The organism is Sphingomonas melonis (assembly GCF_013409985.1).
GTDB lineage: Bacteria > Pseudomonadota > Alphaproteobacteria > Sphingomonadales > Sphingomonadaceae > Sphingomonas > Sphingomonas melonis_A.
In genome coordinates this window covers 434208-460565 of the sequence record NZ_JACCBY010000003.1, presented here as the reverse complement: position 1 = coordinate 460565, position 26358 = coordinate 434208, and the positions used below count along the sequence as shown (strand labels likewise).

Genomic DNA, 26358 nt, shown 5'->3' with positions numbered 1-26358 from the left:
CCTTCAGGCGATGTCGAGCGCGACGGTCTGCACGTCGCGGCTGTTCGGGCCGGTCATGATGTCGAAGCGGCCGGGCTCGACCACCTCGCGCATGTCGCGGTTCCACAGGCGGAAGGCGTCGGGGCCGAGCGTCAGGCGCACGGTGCGGCTTTCGCCCGGCTTGAGCGTGACCCGCGCGAAGCCCTTGAGCGCCTTGACCGGACGCGCGACCGAGGAGACCTGGTCGCGGACGTAGAGCTGGACGACCTCGTCGCCGGTGCGCTCGCCGATATTGGCGACGTCCACCTCGACGGTGACCGATCCGGCGACGCCGATCCGTGCCGCCGACAGGCGCGGCGGCGACAGGCGGAAGCGGGTGTAGCTCAGCCCGAAGCCGAACGGGAACAGCGGCGCGTCGTCGTCGAACAGATAGCCGCGCCGCGCCGAGGGCTGATGATCGTAATAGAAGGGCAGTTGGCCGACGTCGCGGACCACCGTCACCGGCAGCTTGCCGCCGGGATTGACGTCGCCCCACAAGGCGTCGGCCATCGCATGGCCACCCTGCTGGCCCATGTACCAGCATTCGAGCATCGCATTGGCGCCGGCGACCACCGTCGGCCAGCTCGGCGGACGGCCGTTGATCGCGACGACGACGACGGGCTTGCCCGTCGCCTTCATCGCGGTGAACAGCACATTCTGCTCACCGAGCAGGTCGAGCCCGGTGCGATCGCCGAGATGCGTCTTGGCATAGCCTTCGCGGCTGGTCTGTTCGGTGTCGCCGATCGCGAGGATGATGACGTCGGCATTCGCCGCGACGGTCACCGCCTCGGCGATCAGTGCGCGGTTGCGCGCGGGGTCGGCGAGCAGCACCTCGTTGGCGGAGCGATCCTCGCTCTGGGTGATGAACACGCCCTGCGCGTGGACGACCTCCGCCCTGCCCTTCAGCTTGGCGCGGATGCCGTCGAGCAGCGAGACGGGATCGGTCGGGATCGACGAATAGCCGCCGAGCCGGGCGACGGCGGCATTGGGACCGATCACCGCGACGCGACGGTGACGGTCGGGCGACAGCGGCAGCGTGCCGTCGTTCTTGAGCAGCACGATCGCGCGCGCCGCCGCCTCGCGGGCGAGCGCCAGCGCCTCGGCATTGGCGGTGAGGCGGGCGGTGGCGCGCGGGTCGACGCGCGGTTCCTCGAACAGGCCGGCGCGGAATTTGAGCGTCAGCATCCGCGCGCAGGCGGCATCGACCGCCGCGACGCTCACCTTGCCGGCGCGGACCTGGTCGGCCAGCGTGCGGAAGGCGACGCCATCGGGCAGGTCGCTGTCCACCCCGGCGGCGAGCGCAAGCCGCGCCGCCTCGCCCAGGTCGGCGGCGACATGGTGGAAATAGTCGAGCTCGGGGATGGCGGCATAATCGCTGACGATCGCGCCGTCGAAACCCCATTCGCCGCGCAGCACGTCACCGAGCAGCCAGCTGTTGGCGTGGCTGGGGACGCCGTCGATCTCGTTGTACGAGGGCATCACCGCCCCCACCCCGGTCCGCTCGACCACGGCGCGGAACGGGGGGAAATAGCTTTCGCGCAATTCGCGCTCGCCGATCTGCGCGGGCGCGACGTTGTTGCCCGCCTGCGGCTGCCCATGGCCGGTCATGTGCTTGAGCGTCGCGAACACCTTGCCCGGCGCGAGCGTGCGCCCCTCGCCCTGCAGGCCATGGACGGCGGCGACGCCCATCTCGCCGCACAGATAGGGGTCCTCGCCGAACGTCTCCTCGATCCGGCCCCAGCGCGGGTCGCGGGCGATATCGACCACCGGCGACAGCGCCAGCACCGTGCCGTGCGCGCGCACCTCGCGGCCGATCACCGACTGGACGCGGGTCATCAGCTCTGGGTCGAAGCTGCTCGCCAGCGCGATCGCCTGCGGGAAGCTCGTCGCCTCCGGCGCCATATAGCCGTGCAGCGATTCCTCGTGGAACAGCACCGGGATGCCGAGCCGGGTGCGGCTGCGTGCCCAATCCTGCGCGGCGTTGACGAAGGCGATGGTGTCGGCGGGCTTGCGCCAGCGGCCGGTGACGTCGGTGCCGGTGTTGGTCGCGGTCGCCGCGCCGCCGCGGTCGGAGGGTCGCGCGATCTGGCCGATGCCGTTGGGATAGGCGGCGCTGGCGCGGGCGGGATCGAAGCTGCGCGCCTCGTCCATCACGTCGCGCTTGGTGGTCGACAGGGTGATGAGCTGCGCCACCTTCTCGTCGAGCGTCATCCGCCCGAGCAGGTCGCGCACGCGCAGATCGACGGGCGCGCGCGCATCCTTGTAAAGCGGCGTCGCGGGCCGCGCCGCGGCGGGCAGCAGCGCCATCAGCGACACCCCGGCACTCCAGCGCAACACTTCACGACGGGACGATACGGCAGGGCGCGAAGTCAAGGCGGACTCTCCAGGGGAATTGGCAAACCATGCGATGCGGCTTGCCTGTTATGGTGATAGCGATAACATGAAAGCTGGACCGCAGGCTTGTCAATCGCCTGCGACGGGAGAGTGAGATGAAAGGCTATCGTGCGCTGGTCGGAGCGCTGGGCGCCAGTTGGCTGGCATTGGCCAGTCCGGCCCAGGCCGACGACGGCTATTCCCTGTGGCTGCGCACCGCCGCGCCGCAGACCGGTCAGGCAACCGTAACGCGACTGGGCGACAGCGCCACGCTGCGGCTCGCCGAGGCCGAATTGCGCCGCGCGCTGCCCGCCGGCACGCCGCCGGTGGTGGTCGCGACCGCCGCCGCGCCGGGGATCGCCGGCCTCAAGCTGCCGTTCGCCGGGCTCGGCGACGAAGGCTATGTCGTGCGCCGCGTCACGCTGTCGGGGCAATCCGTGCTGCTGGTCGCGGGCAATGGCGACCGCGGCGCGCTGTACGGCGCATTCGCACTGCTGCGCGCGCTCGGCAGCGGCGGCAGCGCGGCGACGGTCGCGCTGCGCTCGGCCCCCAAGGTGAAGCTGCGCGTGCTCAACCATTGGGACAATCTCGATGGCACGGTCGAGCGCGGCTATGCCGGCCAGTCGCTATGGGACTGGTGGACGCTGCCCGACTTCAAGGACCCGCGCTACACCGATTACGCCCGCGCCAACGCCTCGATCGGCATCAACGGCACGGTGCTCAACAACGTCAACGCCAAGGCGGACAGCCTGACCGCACCCTATATCGCCAAGGCGGCGGCGCTCGCCGACGTGCTGCGGCCATGGGGCATCCGAGTCTATTTGTCGGCGCGATTCTCGGCGCCGGTCGAGCTTGGCGGGCTCAAGACCGCCGACCCGCGCGATCCCGCCGTCGCTGCCTGGTGGCGCGCCAAGTCGGACGAGATCTACCGCGCCATCCCCGATTTCGGCGGCTTCCTGGTCAAGGCGAACAGCGAAGGCCAGCCGGGGCCGCGCGATTATGGCGCGACCCATGCCGACGGCGCCAACATGCTCGCCGCAGCGGTCGCGCCGCATGGCGGCAGCGTGATGTGGCGCGCCTTCGTCTATGCCGACACCGACCCCACCGACCGCGCCAAACAGGCGTATAGCGAGTTCAAGCCGCTCGACGGCCGCTTCGCCAAGAACGTGCTGGTCCAGGTGAAGAACGGCGCGATCGACTTCCAGCCGCGCGAGCCCTTCCACCCGCTGTTCGGCGCGATGCCGCGCACGCCGCTGATGATCGAATTCCAGATCACCAAGGAATATCTCGGCTTCGCCACCCACCTCGCCTATCTCGGCCCGCTGTTCGCCGAGACGCTGCACGCGCAGACCGGCCATCGCCGCGGCGAGACGGTCGCCGATGTCGTCGACGGGTCGGTCGAGGGCCATGCGCTGACCGGCATGGCGGGCGTCGCCAATATCGGCCGCGACCGCGACTGGAGCGGATCGACCTTCAACCAGGCCAATTGGTACGCCTTCGGCCGGCTCGCCTGGGACCCCGACCTCAGCGCCGACGGGATCGCGCGCGAATGGGCGGCGCAGACCTTCGGCGGCGATCCGCAGGTGATCGCCACCACCAGCGCGATGATGGCCGGATCGCGTGAGGCAGTGGTCGACTATACCGGCCCGTTCGGGCTGGCGCATCTGATGGCCACCGGCCACCATTACGGCCCGGGGCCGTGGGTCGGCGATCTGGCGCGGCCGGAGTGGAACCCGACCTATTATCACCGCGCCGATCAGGACGGCATCGGCTTCGAACGCGGGCGCAGCGGCAGCGATGCCGTCAGCCAATATGCGCCTTCCGTCGCCCGCCAGCTCGCCCGGCCGGAGACGACGCCGGAGCGCGAACTGCTGTGGTTCCACCATGTCCGCTGGGACCGGCGGATGGCGAGCGGCCGGACGCTGTGGGAGGATATGGTCGCGCATTACGATGCCGGCGTCGCCTATGTCGCCGGGATGCAGCGGCAGTGGGACACGCTGCGCGACAAGATCGACACCGAACGCTGGGAGAAGACCGCGACCTATCTGGCGGTCCAGCAGCGCGAGGCGCGCTGGTGGCGCGACGCCAGCCTGGCCTATTGGATTTCGGTCAACCACCGGCCGCTGCCGGCGGGCGTCGCCGCGCCGGAACACGACCTCGCCTGGTACAAGGCGCAAAGCTATCCGCGCGCGCCGGGACATACGCTGTAGCGCGGCCGGGGCGATTGGATTGCGCGGTTGCGCAACCGGCGCCCTCGCCCACGCCACGTCCAATGCGCTCCTGCGAAAGCGGGAGCGCAGGCGTGTTGATACCGATCGCCGTTGCTTGCCGTTCCAGTCCGAGATGACGCCGACCGACAACTGCCGGCCAGGGACTGCGGCCGCATTGCGGACGCCGCCCGAGGCAGACCGCCCGCCCGATCGTCGCGTGATATCGGCCATCGGCGACCGCCTCTCCGGTCATCGCCCTTCGCTGCCGCCCGGAAGCGGACCTGCCGCTTTTGCCCAGAGTGGGACCTTCCGGTGGGCGACTCGCGATCTTGAAAGCGGATATCTGTTCATCACGATGGCGCCAAACTCGGCAATGGAATGATGCAAAGATCAAAAGTTATGCATCAACGCATGGGCGATTTCAGCTCGGCAAACATGGATCCCGTCCCTGATTGCGATCGCGCTATGCGGCCCCGCCGCGTTATGTAATCATGAGAGAATGCCCAGGTTCGCTATAATTGCCACCGCGCTCGTTCTGGGGGTTAGTGCGCCCTCGGCCGCGCAGGATGCCCGTCCCGCGTACGATTTTCGGGATCGGACTCGCGCACTTGCATTCGACCCGTCGCGCTTCTTTCCTGAACAGCCCGAACCGGCGATGTCGATCCGATATATGGGAGACGATTACGGTTATCCCGTTTACGCAATCGCAGTCCGAAAAGGCTGCACCGATGCCGATCAAGGCGAGGCACGCCGGACATGTGGCGGACGACTGATAGCTCGAATGATCCGCTCGCCTTATGAGGGCAAGCCGCCAAGACCGCGAAAGCGTGGGCAAAAACTTTTTGGCATGATCGCTCAAGCAAAGCCGCAAAGCGACGAGGCTCTGCTTCGGTTGCTCGACAACGCGGGATTGCAGTGGTTCGAAGCCGACATTCACAGTTGCCCAGCTGCCATGACGCATCTCGCAACCGGTCGAGATCTCAAATTCTCGTCGGCGATCGACCAATCTGGCGACTTTGCCGAAATCGTGTTGCACGCTGATACGATCTCTTTCGAAGTCGGTGATTACCTGATGCGGTCGCGCTATGAAGGCTGGCTAAAGTCGGGCAGTCCGGGCGCTTGGGCGGACGAATTCGCCAGCAGCTTAGAAACTTGCTGGAAGCCTTCTACGGCGACAGTCCCGTGGCGAATAATCAAGCATAAGTCGCGATATTAGACGTACGCATCGTGGCAATCGCCAGGCACGAGCGGGGGCATTTCCATGGATGCAAAACCCACGGATTTTGCATCAGCTCAAGGATGGTAGGAAACCCAGGGCTCCGGTAATGCAAAATACTGATGCATCTGGGATACTCCTTCAGTGGTCTGTGTCCTGGGGTGTGGCCTCCAAAGCGGGAGGTCCGCTTTCCTCCCAGTCGCGATATTCGCGGAACATGATCACCATCATTACCCCGAATGAGGCCGCCGAAGTGTAGAGCCGAGCCTTGTGGGATCGGGGCGTTGGGGCAGGTCAACCTGAGCCACTTGGAGCGCCGCACCCCCGTCGCGCTCCGGCAGCCTCCGGAGCCATTGTAACAGCTCGCACCACGCCGACTTTCTTGCCCGCCGTGTCTCGTTTCGGGATGGCCTGCCACGGGTCAGCAACGCTCGACGCTCCCGCGTGGCGGCGGATAGCCGAGCGTGCTCGCCATCGCCGATGGGCCCTATGCACGTCCATCGAACCCTCCGCACGACCGTCAGGCGCCTGCATCATACGCGCGCTTGCCCACTCCGGCACATCCACCGCAGCGGAAATCCCGGCATCGCCGGCTGACCGGTCTGTCCAACCGCAGCCGATCTTTGCCCTGCCTTCGGTTCGTCGCATCCGTCGCACGCGTCGGTTGGCCTAACCGAAAGTGATTGACTTGCCGACCAGTTCCGAGAAGATAGCGCTATCAAAGGCCGCGGCAGACGGGCGTGACGAGGGACGGGGATGGTTGACACATCGCTGACATTGCTGACGGGCCGCCGACCCTTGCCGACGATGCCGCACAGGGCATCGCGTCGCGCCGGGGCGTCGCCCGCCGCCTTCATCATGACCAAGACCTGACGCGCGTCTGACGCATCCCACCGGCGGCCGTCCGCCGGCACACACACGCATGGCGCGCAGGCCGCAACGAACGGCAGCGCGTCCCCAGAGAGGAACCTGAACTTGAGCACCGTTCGTACCCTTCGTCTGCGCCGCATCGCCCTGCTGTGCGCGACCACGCTCGGCACGCTGAGCGCCTCGATGGCCGCGGCGCAGGCCGTGGCGCCGCCCTCGGAGCAGACGCCCGCCGACGGCCAGGACAATGGCCCCGCCACCCCGCCCGAGCCGCAGACCGACCAGAGCCAGGGCGCGCCCGGCGAGGACATCGTCGTCACCGGCTATCGCTCGAGCCTCGCCAAGTCGACCGACTCGAAGCGCGCGTCGACCGGCTTCACCGATTCGATCTTCGCCGAGGACATCGGCAAGTTCCCCGACACCAACATCGCCGAATCGTTCAACCGCATCCCCGGCGTGACGATCACCCGCGACGTCACCGGCGAGGGCACCAACGTCGCGATCCGCGGCCTCGGCTCCAACTTCACCAACGTGACGCTGAACGGCGCGACGATCGCGGTCGCCTCGTCGGGCGCCACCGACGCGCAGGGCACCGACCGGTCGGTCGACCTCAGCTTCTTCCCGACCGACCTGTTCACAAAGCTGACCGTCAACAAGAGCTATACCGCCGACCTGCTCGAAGGCGGCGCGGCGGGTAACATCGACCTGCGCTCGGCGCGGCCGTTCGACCGCAACACCTCGTTCCTCGCCTACAACATCCAGGGCAGCAAGCAGACGCCGGAAGACCGGATCGGCGCGCGCGGCTCGCTGATCGGCAGCTGGCGCAACGACACGTTCGGCATCCTCGCCGGCGTCTCGGCGCAGCGGCTGTTCACCGACACGCGCGGGTTCGAGACGATCGGTTATACCAACCCGGCGCTCACCGCAGCGCAGTGCGGCGCGGCCACCGGCTGCAACCCCACGGGCGGCGGCAACTGGACGATCCCGGCGGTGGTGCCCGCCGGCGCTGGCGCCGGCCTGGTCGCCGGTACGACGATCGACCGCGGCTTCCTGCTCGCCAACAATCCCGGCGCGACGATCCAGCAGATCGACAACGGCCTGCTGCCGCGCCTCGGCCGCAGCACCAGCATCCGCGGGCCGCGCGACCGCGTCAACGCGATCATGAGCGCCGAATGGCAGGCGTCGGACACGCTGCATTTCTACGTCGATGGCCTGTACGGCTATAAGAAGAACGAGCTGACCCGCGAGAACATCGCGTGGATCGTCCGCAACGGCGCGATCATCCCGACCAACCTGACCTTCGACAAGTCGGATTGCAGCGTCGGCTGCACCGTCACCGGCGGCACCTTCGCCAACGTGCAGTTCTTCAACGAATTCCGCCCCTATACCGAGACGACGAAGCTGTTCAGCGTCAACCCGGGCGGCGAGTGGGAAATTTCCGACAGCCTGAAGCTGACGCTGCAGGGCAATTACGCGCGCTCCACCTTCCATCGTGAGAGCCCGAGCGTCGGCATGACCACGCCGCTCGGCGTCGGCAACACCGTCACCTATTCGAACGACGGCGGCATCCCGCAGATCACCAGCGCGCTCGACCTCAACGATCCCGCCAATTTCGGCTGGTACAACGGCAGCCGCGTCAACATCAGCGACGAGCGGCGCCTCAACGTCAACAAGGGCTTCCGCGGCGACCTGACCTGGGGCGACAAGTCGCTCAACCTGAAGGTCGGCGGCGCGTTCGACGACGTGTCGCGCCGCATCCGCGGCTACGACAATTCGCAGGCGTGGCAGAATGCGGTCTGCGGCAACAACCCGAGCGTCTTCCTGCCCTCGCCCAACCTCCAGCCGCCGTGCGAAGGCCTGAACGCGCCGGGTGCGGCGCCGGCGGGCTATCCGACCTATCCGGGTCTCGGCACCGGCTACAGCGCCGGCTCCGGTCCGCTGTCCTATGGCGGCTCGCTCGTCCCCAACAGCGCGGCGCCGACCTATCTGCGGCCGGGCCCGGCGGGCTTCGTCACGGTCGACTGGCCGGCGTTCGCCAAGGCGACCAACTACGACTTCTACCACGACAATGCGCCCGAGACCGGCGCCGCCAACACCGGCGCGAGCGGCGGCACGATCCGCGAGGTCGTGAAGTCGGCGTTCGCCACGGTCAACGGCGCGCAGGAGCTCGGCGGCAACATGCTGCGCTTCAACGTCGGCCTGCGCTACGTCAACACGATCCAGACCATCTCGGGCCGGGTCTCGATCCCCGATCCGCGCAACACCACCGCGGCGGGTGCGAGCCTGCCCGACGGCAGCCGCTATCCGAACATCGTCAACATCGCCGAGACCCGCAACGTCTACACGAAGTGGCTGCCGGCGGCGACCTTCGCCTATGACGTCAGCGAGCATGCCGTGGTCCGCGTCGCCGGATCGCGGACGATGACCCGCCCCGACCCGTCGGCGCAGCTGCCGGGCGTCAACTTCGGTGCGCCGTCGGCGGACCAGGCGTCGATCGGCAACCCTGCCCTCGCCCCGTATCTGTCGACCAACCTCGACCTCGGTTTCGAATATTACACCGGCCGCGAGGGCGTGGTCAGCTTCAATGCGTTCCGCAAGTCGATCGAGGGCTTCACCACCACCGCGATCAACACGGTGCCGTTCGCCGACCTGGCGCAATATGGCATCACCTACGACACGCTGAACCCCACGCAGCAGATCGCGCTGAACTCGCGTGGCGGCCCGACCGCGGCGCAGGTGCAGGTGACCTCGCAGATCAACGTGCCCAACAAGCTGACGATCAACGGCCTCGAATTCCAGTGGGTCCAGCCGCTCGACTTCCTAACCCGCAAGATCGGCATCACCGGCTTCGGCTTCAACGCCAACGCCACGATCGTCGACCAGCGCAGCGACGGCCCGGCACAGGCCTTCGGCGTCGCGCCGTTCACCTACAACATCACCGGCTATTACGAGAAGAACGGCATCATGCTGCGCGTCTCGACCACGTCGCGTGAGGGGTCGCAGAACAGCGGCGCGGCGCAGAACGGCATCCCGGCGGCGGCGCTGTTCGGCACCGACTATACGACCTACGACTTCTCGTCGTCGTTCGACCTGGACAAGATCTTCGGCTTTGCCGGGGCGCCGCAGCTCACCGTCAACGTGGCGAACTTCACCAACGCGACGCTGCGCTCCTACTTCCAGTTCGAGAATGCGACGTTCACGCAGTACAAGCCGGGACGCCAGTTCCTCGTCGGCCTGCGCGGCACCTTCTAGGCGCCGGATCGACCTTCAGCGCTTGCAAAAACTCCTCCCCCGCCAGGGGGAGGTGGCGCGGCGCAGCCGTGACGGAGGGGGAGGTAAGCGACCACATCGGTGGACGTGCCCTCCCCCTCCGTCATGCCTTCGGCATGCCACCTCCCCCTGGCGGGGGAGGACTTTGACCGGGTATCGATTTCGCCTGGGTCGATTACCGACGGCGCGGACGGGGTTGTCCTGCGGTGACGGAGCCAGATAGGGAAACACTATCTGACCCGGGAGTGTTGTTTGGAAGCCGTATCGATCGTCCTGTTCCTGTTGCTTGCCGTGGTGATGAGCGGCGCGGTGTCGCGCATGCTGCCGGTGTCGGTGCCGACGCCGCTGGTCCAGATCCTGCTGGGTGCGGTGATCGGCCTGTCCACCTCCTACCGGGTCGAACTCGACCCCGAACTGTTCCTGCTGCTCTTCCTGCCGCCGCTGCTGTTCCTCGACGGCTGGCGCATTCCCAAGGACGAACTGCTCAAGGACCTGTCGACGGTCGTCGAACTGGCGCTCGGCCTGGTGCTGCTGACGGTGATCGGCATGGGCTTCTTCATCCACTGGATGATCCCGGCGATGCCGCTGGCGGTGGCGTTCGCCCTTGCCGCAGTGGTGTCGCCGACCGACCCGATCGCGGTGTCGGCGATCGCCGCGCGGGTGCCGATCCCGAAGCGGATGATGCACATCCTCGAAGGCGAATCGTTGCTCAACGACGCGTCGGGCCTCGTCTGCCTGCGGTTTGCGATCGCCGCGGCGCTGACCGGCACCTTCTCCGCGACCCAGGCGGCGACCAGTTTCCTGTGGGTCGCCGGCATCGGCCTGGCGGTCGGTGTCGTGGTGACGCTGGTCGTCACGCGGATGAAGGCCTGGGTGTCGCGGCGCTTCGGCGAGGAGCCGGGCTCACAGATCCTCGTCAGCCTGCTGATCCCATTCGGTTCGTATCTGCTCGCCGAGCATATCCACGCCTCCGGCATCCTCGCCGCAGTGTCGGCCGGCGTGACGATGACCTTCGCCGAAATCTCGCGACAGGCGCTGGCGACGACACGGATGCGGCGCAATTCGGTCTGGGACACGATCCAGTTCGCGCTCAACGGCATCATCTTCGTGCTGCTCGGCGAGCAATTGCCCGCCATCCTCGCCGGCGCCACGTCGACGGTGTTGCTGACCGGCCATCACGGCCCGGAGTGGCTCGGGCTCTACGTACTGGCGATCGTCGCCGGCCTCGCGCTGCTGCGCTTCGGCTGGGTGTGGGTGTCGCTGCGGCTGACCTTGCTGCGGCGGCGGCTGAACAGCGAGGCGACGCTGCACAGCCCGGACTGGCGGCTGGTCGCCGCCATGTCGCTCGCCGGGGTGCGCGGCGCGATCACGCTCGCCGGTGTGCTCACCATCCCGCTGACGCTGAACGACGGCACCCCCTTCCCTGCCCGCGACCTCGCGATCTTCCTGGCGGCGGGCGTCATCATCGTGTCGCTGGTGCTGGCGAGCGTCGCGCTGCCGATCCTGCTCAACGGCCTGACCATGCCCGCCGAACCCTCGCGCCAGGCGGAGGAGGATGCCGCGCGCGTCGCCGCGGCGGAGGCGGCGATCTCCGCGATCGAGCGCTCGCAGCACGAACTCGCCGAGCGCGACGGCAATGCCGATTTTTACGCCGCCGCCGGCACGCGGATCATGGACCTCTACCGCGAGCGGATCGAAAGCCGCAGCGGATCGGCCAAGGCCTCGGCCGAGGCGCGCCTGCAGGACCGGCTGGACCGCACCTTCCGCCTCGCCGCGATCAAGGCGGAGCGCGCCGCGGTGGTCGAGATGGTGCGCGACCGCCGTGTCGGCAGCGCCATCGCGCAGAAGCTGATCCGCGAACTCGACCTGCTCGAAGCGCGCTACCGGATCTGACGCTCAGTGCGCGGCGAGCGTCGCGCGCCCGATGCCGCCGCCCGTCTGCTTCGCCTGGTAGAGCGCGGCATCGGCGAGCGCGACCAGCTCGTCGAGGTCGTTCGCGTCGCCGCTCGCGGTGACGAAGCCGAGGCTGACGCCGATGCGGATCTGGTGGGTATCGATCTCGTAGGGCGCCATGATCCGGCGGACCAGCGTGCGCGCGAACAGATCGGCCTCGCTCTGGCTGCGCACGCCGGACTGGATGATGACGAATTCGTCGCCGCCGACCCGCGCCGCGGTGTCGTGCGGCTGGAGGACCGACCGGACCCGGTCGCTGACCGCGGTCAGCAGCGCATCGCCGGTCGGATGGCCGTAGCGGTCGTTGACCGGCTTGAACGCGTCGAGATCGAGGCAGTGGATCGCGATGTCATTGTCTTCGCGCCTGTGGCTGGTGAACGCCTCGCGCAGGCCGAGCCGATTGGGCAATTTGGTGAGCGGATCGACCCGCGCCAGCGTCGCCATCGCGTGGCGCGTGATGATCTGCTGCCGCGTCGCCTGATAGAGGTGGCGGACGCTCTGGAACGCGGCGAGCATGAAGCAGATCAGGCTGGCGGCGAGCAATTGATGCGCGCTGTCCGTGCGCAACGCCGCGCTGATCGCGATCGGCACCGCGCTGCACACGAGGCAGATGACGGCGAGCCAGGGCCGGATCGACGTATGCGCGACCAGCCCCGAACAATAGCCGAACAGCAGCCCCGTCGCGAGCATCTGCAACAGCACCGCATCGTGGACGAAGGCGCGCGCGCCGAGCAGGCCGAGCGAGAAGGCAAGCCCGACGCTCAACACCGCGAAGGCGCGCGCCCAGCGATCGTGCTGCGCGGCCGACCGGTCGCGCCGCCGATGCGCCGCGATCAGCAGCAGCTTCAATCCCGCGCACACGACGCCCGAGACCAGGGCGGTCCAGGCGATCGGGTCGCGCAGGCTGCTGGCGATCTTGAACCCCAATGTCGCGAAGATCGCCGTCATCACCGCATTGGGCAATGCCGTCGCGAACAGGGCATTGCGCAACTCGATTCGCACCGACTCAGCTGAGGCACGGCGATGGGAAGGCGACATCATGCTCATCGGCTAGCCCGATACAACGAATTAGGGGTTAATTTCACGCCAAATTGACTGTTCGCGCAAGTAGAGTCGCCTTGTGTCATAATGTCTGAATTGGACACAAGTCTGGCATCATCGAGCAGGTCCCGGTGAATTCAGCGACGAGCACTTCGGCAGCCCGGTCCTGTCAAATCTACTATGCCGACGTTATTGATCACCGTCGCGCGACGTCAAATGGAAAGCGGCATGTGACCCCGCGACATCTCTGCCATCACGCGGCTCTCCGCTAAAATCGATTGTGCAGGCCGCGCGCAGGGCCGCCACGAACGGATGCGTCACTCCCGCTCATCGAGAGTGCGCCGCGCCTGCCTCACGCAGAGGTCAATGCCCTGACGCAAACGTAAGATGCTGTATTCCGGCAGATTTGTCGGAGCAGATATGCGGCAGGACGAGCCCGATCGCGGCTTTTGTTTGTTTCTTCTACACCTCTTCCGCGCATGGTAACCATATGACCGGTCTCATAACCCGCCTCAGACGCCTGCGGCATTCCGATCAGGCGATCGCGGCCTCTGTCCGCGAGACGCTGGTCGAATCGCTGTACGCGTCGCCGCAATCCCTGGTCATCGGGGCCGTGACGAGCAGCGCCATCGTCGCGATCGTCGCACTGGTCAGCCGCACGCCGTCGATGCTCGCCTGTGCGGTGGCGATCGCGATCGTCGCCAGCATCCGCGTCGGCGATGCGGTGCGGCCGAAGCGCCATGCTCCCCCCGGATCGCCGACGACCGGACGATGGGCGCGGCGACAGGAATTCATCTACCGCGCCGGTGCCGTCTGCTACTCCGCGCTGCTCGGCACCTTCGGCATGCTGACGCTGGTCAACAGCGGCAACGGCGTGCTCCAGTTGCTCGCGGTGACGACGACGATCGGCTATGCCGCGGGCATCGCCGGACGCAACGCCGGCCGCCCGTGGATCGCGCTGGCGCAATTGTGCTTCGCGTCGCTGCCGCTCGCCGCCGGGCTGATCGTCTCGCTCGAACCGCTCAAGATCGCGCTGGCGATCGTCATCCTGCTGTTCGTCGTCGCGATGATGGACATCACGCTGCAAACCTATGGCGTCATCCTGAAGGCGACCGTCGTCTCGCGCGAGAAGGCTGCGCTCGCCGAACATCATGCCGCGATGGCGCGTCGCGACGATCTGACCGGCGTCGCCAACCGCACCGCGTTCCGCGAACAGTTCGAGGCGCGCTTGCAGGCGCTGGGCGATGCCGACCGCCGCCTCGCGATCCACTGGATGGACCTCGACCGGTTCAAGGAGATCAACGATTCCTTCGGCCATCTCGCCGGCAACGCGCTGCTCGCCGGCGTCGCGCGGCGCCTCGACGAGGCGTTCGCCGGCGCGGGCATCGTCGCCCGGCTCGGCGGCGACGAATTCGCCGTGGTCTGCGAGATCGCCGAACCCGAGGACGCGCTGACCACCGGCCGCCGGATCATCGACCTCGTCGAGCTGCCCGTGCAGCACAATGGCCGGATGCTGCATATCGGCGCCTCGCTCGGCATCGCGATCGCACCGGCGGACGGCCGGGACGCCGACACGTTGCTAAAAAACGCCGATCTGGCGCTCTATCGTGCCAAGGACAGCGGCCGCGGCCAGATGTGCCTCTATGAACCGTTGATGGACGAGAAAATCGAACGCAGCCGTACCCTCGCCGCCGATATGCAGGGCGCATTGGAACGCGGCGAATTCCACCTGATGTTCCAGCCGATCTACGATCTGGCCGGCGAACGCATCCTGTCGTGCGAGGCGCTGCTGCGCTGGACCAGCCGCAACCATGGCGCGATCTCACCGGCCGAATTCATCCCGATCGCCGAGGACAACGGTCTGATCGTCGCGATCGGCAGCTGGGTGATCCGCGAGGCGTGCCGCATCGCCAGCGACTGGCCGCCCGAGGTGAAGATCGCGGTCAATCTGTCGCCGATCCAGCTGCGTTCCGCCAACCTGCCGACGGTCATCATGGGTGCGCTGGCCACCAGCGGCTTCGCCGCCGACCGGCTCGAACTGGAAGTCACGGAATCGGTACTGCTCGAGGATATCGATGCCTCGCTCGCCGCGCTCGACGCGATCAACCGCCTCCACGTCCGCACCACCCTGGACGATTTCGGCACCGGCTATTCGTCGCTGAGCTACCTCACCAAATTCCCGTTCCAGACGCTCAAGATCGACCGGTCGTTCATCACCGACCTCGAACAGAGCCACGCCTCGGTGGCGATCGTCCAGACGGTGATCGATCTCGCCGCCAAGCTCGGCATGCGCACCGTTGCCGAAGGCGTCGAGACGCAGGCACAGCTCGACCAGTTGCGCCGCACGCAGTGCGACGCGGTGCAGGGCTATCTGCTGGCGCGGCCCATGCCGGCAAACATGGTGACGACCATGCTTGCCGGCGGGCCCGCCGGTGAGGCGCTTGCCGGGACCGGGGTCAGGGCACAGGGGCGCTCCTGACCGCGGCGATCACGCCACCGCCTTCTCGAGCAGTCGCGACTGCGCGCCGACCAGGCGGCGCATCAGCTTGAGGTCGGTGTCGTTGAGCCGCAGCGCGGCGTCCGCCCACAGATCGACCACCGCCTCCAGTTCGGCGAGCGGCAGCGGATTGACCGAGCGCGACGCCTCGTAGATCGCGCAATGGCCGCTGTGCCGACGGCGGTTCTGGCGGATGTAGGTCTCCACCTCGGCCCGCCCTCGCCCCGGTTCGGCGAGCGCATGGATGATGCCGAGGTCGTACAGCTCCTCCGCGCTATACGACCGGCCGCTGAGGATCATCTGCTCGGCGCGGGCCGAGCCGAGCCGCCGCGACAGGAAGCAATGCGCCCCCATCCCCGGGAACAGGCCGAAATTGGTCTCCGGCAGCCCGAAGTTGGTGCCGCGCTCGGCGATCACGACGTTGAACGACAGCAAGGCCTCGAAGCCGCCGCCGAGCGCGTCGCCCTCGACCAGCCCGATGGTGATGATCGGCCGGTCGAGGCTGAGCATGTTGCGGTGGAGGATCCGCACGCAGGCGCGGCCGTAGCGGACCAGCGCCTCGCGATCACCGCGCCGGATGTGCGCGGCGAACAGGTCGAGATCGCCGCCCAGCGAGAAGACGCCGGGAAAGCGCGAGCCAAGCACCAGATAGCGGATCGGCATCGCCCCTGAGGCATGCGCCTCGGCGATGTCGTTCTGCCAATGCTCGAAGGCGGCGAGCAGCTCGGGATTGAAGCTCGGCCGGCTGCGCTGGCGCATATAGGTCCACAGCGTGCCGAGCTCGGGATCGAACTGCGTCTCGAGGTCGACGAGGTCGAACGGCGCACGCTTGCGCGCCGGATGGTGCAGGTCGGCGCCGGCGGGGCCGTATTGGGTCTTGCGCTGGGCCGGGACGACAGGAGGATATTCGAGGGTCATGACGACGTCCTTCTTCACACGCAGCATCGTGCTGCAGTGCGATCCTACGTCGAATCCGCGCGCTAAGCGGCTGATGGATAAGCCTTCCCTGGTGCAGGAATGGGGCGCCAAGGCGCAAGGTCGCGGCGGATGACCGCGTCTTGCCGACCCGCGGGATCGCCCACCGCCGGCAGCCGCGACCGGCCAGCCGATCCGGGCGGACCAGCGCCGCCGGGCGAGATCAGGCCGGCGCTGCATCCTTATCATGCGCCGCGGCGGCATCGACGATCGTAAGCCCCTCCGGCGCGACCGCGACCGCCAGCCCCCGATAATCGCGGATCGCCGGATGCGCCGTCCCGAGGGGGTGACGGTGGGTGGCGGTGATCGCGAGGCCCGAGGCACCGGCCGCGTCGGCGGCGCTCAGCCCGGCCAGCGTGTCCTCGAACACCAGGCAATGCGACGCGTCCACGCCCAGCCGGTCTGCGCCAAGCAGGAAGCAGGCCGGGTCCGGCTTGCCGCGCTCGACGTCCTCCGACGTGACCAGCACCGGCGGGATGGCGATGCCGGCCTTGCCGAGCCGCGCTTCGGCCAGGGCACGGGAGGCCGAGGTTACGATCGCCCAGCGATCCTGCGGTATGCCGGCGAGGAACGCCGCCGCGCCCTCGATCGCGGTCACGCCCTCGGTATCCTCGATCTCCTGACGGGTGATCCACGCCGCCTCCGCCTGCGGATCGCTGACGCCGAGCCGCGTCATCGTCTCGATCGTGCGCACGCCATGCATGATCGAGAGGACATGGGCCGGGTCGAACCCGCGCAACTCGGCCCAGCGCGTCCAGGCGCAATTGGCGGACTCGATGCTGGTGATCAGCGTGCCGTCCATGTCGAACAGGAACGCAGCGAAGCGGCGGCCGCGATAGGGCGGCGTGGCGGGGACAGGCGCGGTCATGCCGCCGACCGTCTATGGAAAAGCGCGGCACGTGCAACCGCGCGCCGCCGCCGCACTATCCCGCCCCGCCCCGCCCCGCCCCCTGTTCGGGTCGCCGCCGCAATCCTGGCGTCACAATCGTCCGGCACAACGATGATATACTGTCACACGTCGATCACCGGAGACCATGATCATGAACCGCCTTGCCTGTGCCGCCGCCTGCCTCGTCTCGACGCTCGCCGTGGGGGCGGTGGCGCGGGATGTCGCCGGGCCGGCCGGCTATCTCGCGCCCGGCGCGTTCGACGTGCTGGCGGTGCTGCCCCCGGCGCCGCGCCCCGGCGACGCGCGCGCGGCGGCGGACCGCGCGATCTTCGCCGCGACCCGCGCGCTGAAGGACACGCCGCGCTGGCAGATGGCGACGAACGACGTGAAGCTCGCCCCCGACGATCTGTTTCGCGACTTCAGCTGCGCGGCCGGCATGACGATGACGCCGCAGACGGCGCCGCGCACCGCGACGCTGATCCGCCGTGCGCTGACCGACACCGGCGCGCAGAGCGGCACCGCCAAGACCTTCTACAAGCGGTTGCGTCCCTTCCAGATCGACACCGGCCCGATCTGCCAGCCGGCCGAAGAATTGAAGGGCAGCTACGACTATCCGTCGGGCCACACGACCGCGGGCTGGACGGTCGCCACCCTGCTTGCCCGGCTGATGCCGGATCAGGCGACCGCGATCCTCGCGCGCGGGCGCGCCTTTGGTGAGAGCCGCATCGTCTGCGGCGTCCACAATGCCAGCGCGGTGGAAGCGGGCCGCCTCACCGCGGCGGCGACGCTGACCGCGATGGCGGACGATCCCGCCTTTGTCGCCGACCTCGCCGCCGCCCGTGCCGAGATCGCCGCGCTGCGCGGCGCGGCCACCACGCCCAAGCCCGATGCGGCGCGATGCGCGGCCGAGGCGACGCTCGTCGCGCAACGCATCTATTGAGCGAGGCCGCCTACAGCCCCAGCACCAGCCCCGCGCGCACGGTGCGCGGGGCACCGGGGGCGATCCAGTTGCGGTTGTACGAGCTTTCCAGATAATAAGCGTCGAACAGATTGTCGGCGTCGAGGCGCGCCGCGATCCCCTTCGTCACCTGCCATGACAGGTTGAGCCGCGCGGTGCAGTAGCCGGGCAGGCGGAAGCCGGTGTTGGCGTCGTCGCCGGGGCGCGACCCGACATAGGTCAGCCCCGCGCCGATGCCGATCGACCCCGAATCGTTCGCGGCCGAGGTCCAATGGCCGTAGATCGCGCCCGAATGACGCGGCACGTTCGACAGCGGCGCGCCGCTCATGTTCGGCCGTGTGTCGCGGATCACCCGCGCGTCGGTATAGGCATAGACCGCGGTCAGGTCGAAGCGGCGGTCGATGGCGAGCGTCGCGTCGGCCTCGAACCCCTTGCTGCGCGCTTCGCCGGCCGGCTTGGAGAAGCCGCTGCCGGTGCCGTCGCTGATCAGCACGTTGACCTTGTCGATCTGGTAGACCGAGGCGGTGCCGGTCAACGCATGGTCGAACAGCGCATATTTGACGCCGCCTTCCCACGCGGTGCCGCGCTCGGGTGCGAAGGCGCGCGCATCGGCGCCGACGCCCTGGTTGAAGCGGAACGAGCGCCCCCAGCTGACATAGGCGGACACCTCCTCGCTCGGCGCGAAGGTGAAGGCGGCGCGCGGCGACGTGACCGACGGGGTCTGCCGGCTGACCGTGCCGAGCCGGTAATTGGCCAGCCGCTGCGTGATCCAGTCGTGGCGGATGCCGAGCAGCAGGCTGAACCGCCGGTCGAGGACCAGCAGATCCTGCGCATAGAGGCTCCGCCCGCGCTGCTGTTCGAGCGTATCCTGGTTGAGCTGCACCGCCGGCTTGGGCTGGCCATAGACGGGATCGTAGATGTCGATGTCATAGGGGACGGCATCGGTCGGTGCGGAGCGATGATAGACGTTGCGCAGGTCGTAGCTATAGGCGTCGCCGCCGATCCGCGCCTGATGCTCGATCCCCAGCAGCGTACGCCGCACGCTGATCTCGACGCGGCCGGTCAGGTCCTGCCAATCGTAATAATGCTGGCGCAACTGACGACGCGCGCGCGTGCCGACCACCGCCACGATGTGCGAGGCCTGCCCCCGCAACGTGCCGTCGCGATATTGCAAACCACCCTCCAGCGCGACGCCGTCAGCAAGGTCGACCGTCATCGATCCCTGATGCTGGCTGGTGCGCTGATGCGCCTGGCCGTCATTGGGTTCACCCAGGAAGCGCTTCCGCGGCAGTGCCTTGGCGTCGCTGCCGACCGCCAGCACGCCGCGGTCATGGACGAAATCGACGAGATTATATTCGAGCTGGTAGAGGAAGCGGACGCGATCGGAGGCGCGCCAGGCGATCGACGGCGCGATCAGCAGGCGGCTGTTCGGATTATAGTCGCGGAAGCCGCGGCTGTCCTGCCACGTGGCGATCATGCGGGTGGCGAGCCCGCCGGCAGCCGGGCCGCCGACGTCGGCGTTGAGCCGCACCGTGTCGAAACTGGCGTAGGACAGGTTGGCGGCAGCGTGGGTGTGGTCGAGCGGCGCCTTGGTCACGATATTGATCGACCCGCCCGGCTCGCCCTTGCCCGACAGGGCCGCGGCCGGTCCCTTGAGCACCTGAAAGCTCTCGACGGTCGCGATGTCGCGCCGCGGATTATAGCCGCGGTTGGCGTTGAAGCGGTTGACGAGCAGGTCGGGGCCGAGGTTCGGATCGCCCGCGAAACCGCGGATCGCATAGGCATCCCACGCCCCGCCGAAATTGTTCTGACGCGCCATGCTGCCGGCCAGATCGTAGAGCTGCGACAGGTCGGTCACGCCGGTCTGCGCGACCAGCTTGCTGTCGAGGACGCGGACGTTCTGCGGCAGCAGGATGGGATCGATGACGATCCCGTTGATGCTGGCATTGGCGAGCCGCGACCCGGTGACGGTGATATCGTCGCCGGCACGCGGCTCGCCGTCGTCTGGCGCCTCCTGTACGGGCTGGTCGCGCAACGGCGTTTGCGCCGGCGCGACCGTCGGCAGCAACAGGCAGGCCGGCGTGAGCCAGCCGCGGATGATCCCCATCATGTCCCCCATTCGATCCGGTTGGAATTGTCATGTCGATAACGGTCCGATCTCTTGCCTGTCAATGAAATGATATACTATATCGGTTGACAGGGGCCGGGGCCTTGCCGCACCCGCGCAGCACTGAAGGGAGATCATGACGTGCCAGCAGACCAGCCGATACCGATCGCGATCGAGGATGTGACCTTATCCTATGGACCGCACCGGGTGCTCGACGGCCTGTCGCTCCAGGTCGCGGCGGGCAGCATCTATGCGCTGCTCGGGGGCAATGGCGCGGGCAAGTCGACCACCCTGTCGGCGCTGCTCGGCTTCGCACGGCCGCAGGCGGGGCGGATCGCGGTCGCCGGGATCGATCCCGCCACCGACCCCGACGGCGCGCGGCGGCACCTCGCCTATCTGCCCGAGAATGTCGCGCTCTACGAGCATCTGAGCGCGGTGGAGAATGCCGATTACCTGCTCGCGCTGTCGGGGGAGCCGCGCAGCCGGGACGAGATCACCGCCGCGCTCGCCGGCGCAGGGCTGCAGGCGCGCGCCTTCGACCAGCGGCTCGGCGGCTTTTCCAAGGGGATGCGGCAGAAGGTGGCGATCGCCGTCGCGCTGCTGCGCGCGGTGCCGGTGCTGCTGCTCGATGAGCCGACCTCGGGCCTCGATCCGCGTGCGACGCTGGAGTTCAACCAGCTGCTCGGCGCGGTGCGCGCCCGCGGCACCGCGGTGCTGATGGTCACCCACGATCTGCTCAGCGCGGTCGATGTCGTCGATCGCATCGGCTTTCTCGACGGCGGACGGATCGTCGAGGAGGTCGCGGCGACGGGCCCCGACCGGTTCGACATCCGCGCGCTGCACGCGCGCTTCGCGGCGCCGGTGGCGGCATGAGCGCGGTCGGTCTCGTCGCGCGCGACGAATGGCGGTTGATGGCACGCAACCGCGTCGCGCGGATCGGACTGGTGCTGATCCTCGTCCTGACGCTGATCGCGATCGTCACCTCCTGGGCGCAGCAGCGTGCCACTGCGGAGCTGCGCGCCCGGCAGCAGGCGGCGGCGACGCAGGCGTTCGACGCGCAGCCCGATCGCCATCCGCATCGCGTCGTCCACTACGGCCATTTCATCTTCCGCCCGCTCGGCGCGCTCGCTGCCTTCGATCCCGGCGTCGATGCCTTCACCGGCAGCAGCATGTTCCTCGAAGGGCATCGCCAGAACAGCGCCAATTTCGGCGACGTGCGCCAGAGTTCGCTGCTCGTGCGCTTCGGGCAATTGTCGCCGGCCTTCGTGTTGCAGGCGCTGGCGCCGTTGCTGCTCATCTTCCTCGGCTATGGCGTGGTCGCGCGTGAGAGCGAGCGCGGCACGCTGCGCCCGCTGATCCTGCAAGGTGCGACGACGCGCCAGATCGCGCTCGGCAAGGTCGCCGCGCTGGGCCTCGTCGCCGTGGCGATCGCGGCGCCGGCGATCCTCGCTTTGGTCGTGATCGCCGGGACCGGCGCGGCGCCGGGGCCGGTGGCGATGCTCGCCGCCGGGTATCTCGCCTATCTGCTGCTCTGGGCGATCGGCATCGTCCTCGTCTCCGCGCTGGTGCGGCGTCGGCGCGACGCGCTGCTCGCGCTGCTGGCGATCTGGGCGGTGACCGTCGTGCTGCTGCCGCGGATCGGCGCCGATGTCGCGGGCGAGCTCCACCCGCTCGCCAACCGCCTGCAAACCGATGTCGCGATCGGCCGCGAGATGCGCGCGATCGGCGACAGCCATGATCCCAACGACCCGCATTTCAACGCGTTCAAACAGCGGGTGCTGGCCCGCTACGGCGTCGCGCGGGTCGAGGATCTGCCGCTCAACTACAAGGGACTGGTTGCCATGGAAGGCGAACGGATCAGCGCCAGCCTGTTCGACGCGCATGCCGAGGCGAGCTTCGCAGCGCAGGAGCGGCAGAACGCGCTCGTCCGCATGCTCGGGCTGGTCAGCCCGACGATCGCACTACGCTCGCTGTCGATGGCGGCGGCGGGCACCGACTTCGCCGGCCATCGCCGCTTCCTCGAACAGGCGGAGGCCTATCGCTATCACCTGATCCAGCGGCTCAACCGGATGGAGGCGGAGAACGTCCGCTATGCCGACGACGTCGCCGAGGATGCCGACGCCGATCGCCGCCGGCGCGTGTCGTCCGCGCATTGGCGCGCGATGCCGCCCTTCGCCTGGCGCGCGCCGGATAGCAGCGCGCTCGTCGACGCAGCACTGCCCGGCCTCGCCATGCTGCTCGGCTGGCTGGTCGTGGCGGGCGGGATGCTCGTGATCGCCGCACGCCGGCTGGGAGGACGCTGATGCGGATCTGGCTGCATGAGGCGCGGCTGCTGCTGCGCGCCCGTCTGGTGACCATCGCGCTGGTGCTGCTCGCCCTGCTGAGCGCGGCAGCGGTGACCGCGGGGATGATGGAGATCGCACGCCAGCGTGCCGCGATCGCCGCGATCCCCGCCGCGCAGGCGCAGGATCACGGCGCGGTCGCGGCGTCGGTCGCCAAGAGCAAGGATGCGGGCACCGCCGCATATTACAGCTTCCACGCGACCTGGGACCCGCCGTCGCCGCTCGCCTTCGCGGCGCTCGGGATGCGCGACGTCGCACCCTATATCCTGCGGGTGCGCGCGCTCGGGCTGGAGGCGCAGATCTACGACGGCGACATCGTCAATCCCGAGCTGGCGCTGCCCGGCCGGTTCGACTTCGCCTTCGTGCTGGTCTTCCTGTTGCCCCTGTTCGTCATCGCGCTGTTCCACGACCTCGTTTCGGGCGAGCGCGAGGCGGGGCGGCTGCGCATGCTCGATGCGCTGCCCGGCGGCGGCCGGCGGTTGTGGACGCGGCGCGCGCTGCTGCGCGCCGGGCTGCTGTTCGCGGCGCTGATCGTGCCGTTCGTGATCGGTGCGATCCTGTCGGGCGCGGGCGTCGGCGCGATCCTCGCGGTGATGGCGCTGGCGGCGGCCTATCTGCTGTTCTGGATCGTCGTCGCGCTGCTCGTGGCGCGCTGGCGGCGGGAGTCGGCGACCAATGCCGCCATGCTTGCCGCGGCGTGGATGCTGCTGGTGCTGGTGATCCCGACGCTGGCGCATGTCGCGATCAACCGGCTGGTGCCGGTCGCGCAGGGCGCGGAGATCGCGCTGGCGCAGCGCGAGGCGGTCCATCGCGCCTGGGACATTCCGCGCGAGGACACGATGCGCGCCTTCTACGCGCGTTATCCGCAATGGGCCGATTCGGCGCCGCTGCCGGTGAAATTCCACTACAAATGGTATTTCGCCTTCCACGAGGTCGGCGACGAGAGCGTCGCCGACAAGGTCCGCGCCTATCGCCACGGCCTCGAACGGCGCGCCCGCATCGCCAACACCCTGGGCTGGGTGCTGCCCTCGGTCGGCGTGCAGGCGCTGCTGACGCGGCTGGCGGATACCGACCTGGAGGCGCAACTCGCCTATCAGGACCGTATCCGCGCCTATCATGCCCGGCTGCGCGACTTCTACTACGGCTATCTCTTCCGCGACCGGCCGTTCGAGAAAGCCGACTTCGACCGCGCGCCGCGCTGGCAGGGATGAGCCGCGGCGCTCAGCGGCACTCGACGGTCAGGTGCGCCACCGCGGTCACCGGCGAGACGCGGTGGCGGATCGTGTCGCCGGTGACGCCGGGATCGGCGACGACGCTGACGATCGCGGCATGGGCGTCCGGGCCGACGCGCCAGACGTGCAGGTCGGCGATCCGCGCGTCGCCGGGTGCCTCGACCAGCGTCCGCAACGCGCCGGCGACGGGCGCGGCGGTGCGGTCGAGCAACGTCGCCGCCGTGTTGCGCATCAGCGTCCATGACCAGCGAGCGATGACGATCGCGCCGACGATGCCCATCGCCGGGTCCATCCACCCCCAGCCGAGATAGCGCCCCGCCAGCAACGCCGCGATCGCCAGTACCGAGGTCAGCGCATCGGCCAGCACATGGACATAGGCCGACCGCAGATTGTTGTCCCCGCCCGCCGCGCCATGCGCGTGGCCGTGATGATGATGATCGTGGTGGTGGTCATGCGCTTCATGGCCATGATGGTGATGCCCGCCCGACAGCAGGACGGCGCTGGCGACGTTCACCGCCAGCCCCAGCACGGCGATCACCGTTGCCTCGCCGAAGGCGACGTGCACCGGCTCGAACAGCCGCAATGCCGATTCCACGCCGATCCCGAGCGCGATCAGCCCGAGGATCATCGCGGAGGCAAAGCCGGCGAGATCGCCCACCTTGCCCGTCCCGAAGCTGTAGGCGGGATCGTCCGCATGACGCCGCGCATAAGCATAGGCCAGCGCCGCGACGAAGAGGGCGCCGGCATGCGTCGCCATATGGAAGCCGTCGGCCAGCAGCGCCATCGAGCCGGTCGCATAGCCCGCGGCGATCTCGCCGACCATCATCGCCGCGGTGAGCGCCACCACCCAGCGGGTGCGGCGCGCATTCTCGTCATGCGCATGGCCGAGGAAAACATGTGCGTGCGGCAGGGTGCCGCGGTCGGCAGCTTCGATCATGGCGGGCCTCAAGTCCTGTAGCGGCGGATGACGCCAAGCAGTTCTTCGGCGCCCTCTGCCCGGGCGGCATCGGTCAGCCCCGGCCGCGCGACATGCGCCGCGAGATGATCGGCGATGATCTCATCCATCAGCCCGTTCACCGCGCCACGCACCGCCGCGACCCGGTGCAGCACCGTGTTGCAGTCCGCGCCGCCGAGCAGCTCGCGCTCGACCGCGGCAACCTGACCGGCGATCTTGCGCACGCGCACGATGAGTTCCGGGGCGGCATTCGCGGCATGGCTCATACCCTACCCCCCTAGCCTACGGCCCTTATCGTCGCAAGCTCGTGGCGCGGGAGTCCGCCGGCCGACCGCACCGGCCAAAAAAATCTGATACGTCCGAGTCCGTTTGACAGAAACTGCGCTATATACATATTAGCACATGTTCATATATTGATGAGAACATGACACAGGATGAGGGAATTCAGCTCGCGGAACTGTTCCGCCTCCTGGGGGAGCCCAACCGGCTGCGGCTGGTGGTGGCCTGCCTCGACGGGCAGAAATCGGTCGGCGAACTGACGGAAGAGGTCGGCGTCAGCCAGAGCCTGGTATCGCAGCATCTCCGGCTGCTGCGCGCCGGGCGCCTGCTCAAACAGACCCGGCAGGGCCGCAACGTCCTGTACGAGCTGCCCGACTGCCATATCCGAACCATGCTCACCAACATGATGGACCATGTGCTGGAACCCGAAGATCAAGCGAACGAGGATTAGATCATGAGCGTCAATGTCGAAATGGTGAAGTGCGCCTGTGCCGATTGCGTGTGCGTCGTCAGCACCGCCAATGCAGTCGAAGCCGAGGGCCGGATCTTCTGCGGCGAGAATTGCGCCAACCATCACGAGGCGTCGGCCGGCTGCGACCACGCCGGCTGCCCCTGCCACGGCTGAGCCGCCGCAGCGCCGGAAGGGGTCGGTACGCCGGCCCCTTCTCGGCTCCGAACGTCTCTCCGGATCATCCGATGAACCAAGCGCCGCGGCGCTCGTTATGCACCCGTAACAGGGAGGCTCGGATGCTGTTCACCACTACCACGCAATTTGCGGCATTGGCGCTGTGCCTCATCGCCGGCTGGTTCCTCGGACTCGCCAGCAGCAGCGGCGGTCGCAAGTGGAAGACGCGCTACGCCGACGAGCGTGAAGCGCATGCCGGCTATCGCAAGCAACAGGACGGCGCGCTTGCCGACGCCAACCGCCGCATCGCCGAGCTGGAGCGCGAGAACGAACGCCTCGCCCGCGCCGCAGAAACCGCGCCGGTCGCCGCCCCCGTCACGGCTGCCCCGACGCTGACCGAACGCGTCACCGGTCGCGCCCGTCCGGTCCGCACCGTCCGCCCGGCATATCCCGCCGGCACCCGTCCCGGCTGGTTCGACTTCGGCGATCGTCCGCGCGTCTGACCGGCTCGCCGCGCCCGCCGGCCACGATGCGGGAGCGCCCTCGACTTC

The 26358-nt window shown here is 68.3% G+C and carries 20 protein-coding genes; 13 read left to right on the top strand and 7 right to left on the bottom strand.

The annotated features are described in order from the left end of the window. Positions 1–3: 3 nt before the first annotated feature. On the bottom strand, positions 4–2325 hold the full coding sequence (locus HD841_RS12970) for a glycoside hydrolase family 3 N-terminal domain-containing protein (protein WP_179509422.1): 2322 nt from the start codon (positions 2323–2325) through the stop codon (positions 4–6). Positions 2326–2507: 182 nt separating this feature from the next. Between HD841_RS12970 and HD841_RS12965 the strand changes: the two genes are divergently transcribed. The 4 genes from HD841_RS12965 (at position 2508) to HD841_RS12950 (ending at position 11847) form a co-directional block, all read left to right on the top strand. Continuing rightward, complete coding sequence (locus HD841_RS12965) at positions 2508–4601, top strand: alpha-glucuronidase family glycosyl hydrolase (protein WP_179509278.1); 2094 nt, start codon at positions 2508–2510, stop codon at positions 4599–4601. 781 nt (positions 4602–5382) lie between these two features. Next, on the top strand, positions 5383–5817 hold the full coding sequence (locus HD841_RS12960; RefSeq protein WP_179509277.1) for a hypothetical protein: 435 nt from the start codon (positions 5383–5385) through the stop codon (positions 5815–5817). Positions 5818–6870: 1053 nt separating this feature from the next. Further along, positions 6871–9936: a TonB-dependent receptor gene (locus HD841_RS12955; protein WP_179509421.1), complete on the top strand. Its 3066-nt coding sequence runs from the start codon at positions 6871–6873 to the stop codon at positions 9934–9936. Between the two features lie 270 nt (positions 9937–10206). Continuing rightward, on the top strand, positions 10207–11847 hold the full coding sequence (locus HD841_RS12950; RefSeq protein WP_179509276.1) for a Na+/H+ antiporter: 1641 nt from the start codon (positions 10207–10209) through the stop codon (positions 11845–11847). 3 nt (positions 11848–11850) lie between these two features. On the opposite strand, the gene HD841_RS12945 is transcribed toward HD841_RS12950, so the two are convergent. After that, positions 11851–12948 (bottom strand): GGDEF domain-containing protein, encoded by a 1098-nt coding sequence (locus HD841_RS12945; protein ID WP_179509275.1) that lies wholly within the window; start codon positions 12946–12948, stop codon positions 11851–11853. Positions 12949–13438: 490 nt separating this feature from the next. On the opposite strand from HD841_RS12945, the gene HD841_RS12940 reads away from it, so the two are divergent. Continuing rightward, positions 13439–15427, top strand: coding sequence for a putative bifunctional diguanylate cyclase/phosphodiesterase (locus HD841_RS12940; protein WP_179509274.1), 1989 nt, complete (start codon positions 13439–13441; stop codon positions 15425–15427). Between the two features lie 9 nt (positions 15428–15436). Here HD841_RS12940 and HD841_RS12935 read toward each other — a convergent pair whose 3' ends face one another. Then, a complete protein-coding gene (locus HD841_RS12935; RefSeq protein ID WP_179509273.1) occupies positions 15437–16363 on the bottom strand; it encodes a crotonase/enoyl-CoA hydratase family protein in 927 nt (308 codons plus the stop codon). On the opposite strand from HD841_RS12935, the gene HD841_RS20760 reads away from it, so the two are divergent. Next, the gene (locus HD841_RS20760) at positions 16362–16496 is read left to right on the top strand and encodes a hypothetical protein (RefSeq protein ID WP_257015521.1); all 135 of its coding nucleotides are present in this window, start codon (positions 16362–16364) and stop codon (positions 16494–16496) included. The two genes, HD841_RS12935 and HD841_RS20760, sit on opposite strands and share 2 nt — an antisense overlap. Before the next feature lie 87 nt (positions 16497–16583). On the opposite strand, the gene HD841_RS12930 is transcribed toward HD841_RS20760, so the two are convergent. Then, positions 16584–17288, bottom strand: coding sequence for an HAD-IA family hydrolase (locus HD841_RS12930; RefSeq protein WP_179509272.1), 705 nt, complete (start codon positions 17286–17288; stop codon positions 16584–16586). A 172-nt stretch (positions 17289–17460) separates the two neighbouring features. Between HD841_RS12930 and HD841_RS12925 the strand changes: the two genes are divergently transcribed. Next, positions 17461–18249, top strand: coding sequence for an acid phosphatase (locus HD841_RS12925; RefSeq protein WP_257015519.1), 789 nt, complete (start codon positions 17461–17463; stop codon positions 18247–18249). 10 nt (positions 18250–18259) lie between these two features. Here HD841_RS12925 and HD841_RS12920 read toward each other — a convergent pair whose 3' ends face one another. Beyond that, positions 18260–20377 (bottom strand): TonB-dependent siderophore receptor, encoded by a 2118-nt coding sequence (locus tag HD841_RS12920; RefSeq protein ID WP_218845526.1) that lies wholly within the window; start codon positions 20375–20377, stop codon positions 18260–18262. A gap of 138 nt (positions 20378–20515) precedes the next feature. On the opposite strand from HD841_RS12920, the gene HD841_RS12915 reads away from it, so the two are divergent. From HD841_RS12915 to HD841_RS12905, 3 genes are read left to right on the top strand one after another with little or no spacing between them, the layout of a single operon-like run. Then, a complete protein-coding gene (locus HD841_RS12915; RefSeq protein WP_179509270.1) occupies positions 20516–21247 on the top strand; it encodes an ABC transporter ATP-binding protein in 732 nt (243 codons plus the stop codon). Beyond that, complete coding sequence (locus HD841_RS12910) at positions 21244–22677, top strand: ABC transporter permease (RefSeq protein WP_179509269.1); 1434 nt, start codon at positions 21244–21246, stop codon at positions 22675–22677. Before HD841_RS12915 ends, HD841_RS12910 begins: the two co-directional genes overlap by 4 nt. Beyond that, positions 22677–23927, top strand: a complete 1251-nt coding sequence (locus HD841_RS12905) for an ABC transporter permease (protein WP_179509268.1) — start codon at positions 22677–22679, stop codon at positions 23925–23927. The genes HD841_RS12910 and HD841_RS12905 overlap by 1 nt, the downstream gene beginning before the upstream one ends. Before the next feature lie 10 nt (positions 23928–23937). Here HD841_RS12905 and dmeF read toward each other — a convergent pair whose 3' ends face one another. Both dmeF and HD841_RS12895 read right to left on the bottom strand, forming a co-directional pair. Further along, positions 23938–24885 (bottom strand): CDF family Co(II)/Ni(II) efflux transporter DmeF, encoded by a 948-nt coding sequence (gene dmeF, locus HD841_RS12900; protein WP_179509267.1) that lies wholly within the window; start codon positions 24883–24885, stop codon positions 23938–23940. Between the two features lie 8 nt (positions 24886–24893). Continuing rightward, on the bottom strand, positions 24894–25169 hold the full coding sequence (locus HD841_RS12895) for a metal/formaldehyde-sensitive transcriptional repressor (RefSeq protein ID WP_179509266.1): 276 nt from the start codon (positions 25167–25169) through the stop codon (positions 24894–24896). 158 nt (positions 25170–25327) lie between these two features. Here HD841_RS12895 and HD841_RS12890 point away from each other — a divergent pair, with 158 nt between their 5' ends. From HD841_RS12890 to HD841_RS12880, 3 genes are all read left to right on the top strand, one after another. Next, positions 25328–25633, top strand: a complete 306-nt coding sequence (locus tag HD841_RS12890; RefSeq protein WP_179509265.1) for an ArsR/SmtB family transcription factor — start codon at positions 25328–25330, stop codon at positions 25631–25633. 3 nt (positions 25634–25636) lie between these two features. Beyond that, positions 25637–25807, top strand: a complete 171-nt coding sequence (locus HD841_RS12885; RefSeq protein WP_179509264.1) for a metallothionein — start codon at positions 25637–25639, stop codon at positions 25805–25807. 122 nt (positions 25808–25929) lie between these two features. Further along, positions 25930–26310: a hypothetical protein gene (locus tag HD841_RS12880; protein WP_179509263.1), complete on the top strand. Its 381-nt coding sequence runs from the start codon at positions 25930–25932 to the stop codon at positions 26308–26310. Positions 26311–26358: the final 48 nt, after the last annotated feature.

Bases quoted from the DNA above. Each gene is read 5' to 3' on its own strand.
- HD841_RS12905 (WP_179509268.1), top strand. From the start codon at position 22,677: ATGCGGATCTGGCTGCATGAGGCGCGGCTGCTGCTGCGCGCCCGTCTG.
- HD841_RS12930 (WP_179509272.1), bottom strand. From the start codon at position 17,288: ATGACCGCGCCTGTCCCCGCCACGCCGCCCTATCGCGGCCGCCGCTTC.
- HD841_RS12940 (WP_179509274.1), top strand. From the start codon at position 13,439: ATGACCGGTCTCATAACCCGCCTCAGACGCCTGCGGCATTCCGATCAG.
- HD841_RS12935 (WP_179509273.1), bottom strand. From the start codon at position 16,363: ATGACCCTCGAATATCCTCCTGTCGTCCCGGCCCAGCGCAAGACCCAA.
- HD841_RS12970 (WP_179509422.1), bottom strand. From the start codon at position 2,325: ATGGCGCTGCTGCCCGCCGCGGCGCGGCCCGCGACGCCGCTTTACAAG.
- HD841_RS12925 (WP_257015519.1), top strand. From the start codon at position 17,461: ATGAACCGCCTTGCCTGTGCCGCCGCCTGCCTCGTCTCGACGCTCGCC.
- HD841_RS12960 (WP_179509277.1), top strand. From the start codon at position 5,383: ATGATCCGCTCGCCTTATGAGGGCAAGCCGCCAAGACCGCGAAAGCGT.
- HD841_RS12895 (WP_179509266.1), bottom strand. From the start codon at position 25,169: ATGAGCCATGCCGCGAATGCCGCCCCGGAACTCATCGTGCGCGTGCGC.
- HD841_RS12965 (WP_179509278.1), top strand. From the start codon at position 2,508: ATGAAAGGCTATCGTGCGCTGGTCGGAGCGCTGGGCGCCAGTTGGCTG.
- HD841_RS12945 (WP_179509275.1), bottom strand. From the start codon at position 12,948: ATGATGTCGCCTTCCCATCGCCGTGCCTCAGCTGAGTCGGTGCGAATC.
- HD841_RS12885 (WP_179509264.1), top strand. From the start codon at position 25,637: ATGAGCGTCAATGTCGAAATGGTGAAGTGCGCCTGTGCCGATTGCGTG.
- dmeF (WP_179509267.1), bottom strand. From the start codon at position 24,885: ATGATCGAAGCTGCCGACCGCGGCACCCTGCCGCACGCACATGTTTTC.
- HD841_RS12955 (WP_179509421.1), top strand. From the start codon at position 6,871: ATGGCCGCGGCGCAGGCCGTGGCGCCGCCCTCGGAGCAGACGCCCGCC.
- HD841_RS12890 (WP_179509265.1), top strand. From the start codon at position 25,328: ATGACACAGGATGAGGGAATTCAGCTCGCGGAACTGTTCCGCCTCCTG.
- HD841_RS12880 (WP_179509263.1), top strand. From the start codon at position 25,930: ATGCTGTTCACCACTACCACGCAATTTGCGGCATTGGCGCTGTGCCTC.
- HD841_RS20760 (WP_257015521.1), top strand. From the start codon at position 16,362: ATGACGACGTCCTTCTTCACACGCAGCATCGTGCTGCAGTGCGATCCT.
- HD841_RS12910 (WP_179509269.1), top strand. From the start codon at position 21,244: ATGAGCGCGGTCGGTCTCGTCGCGCGCGACGAATGGCGGTTGATGGCA.
- HD841_RS12920 (WP_218845526.1), bottom strand. From the start codon at position 20,377: ATGATGGGGATCATCCGCGGCTGGCTCACGCCGGCCTGCCTGTTGCTG.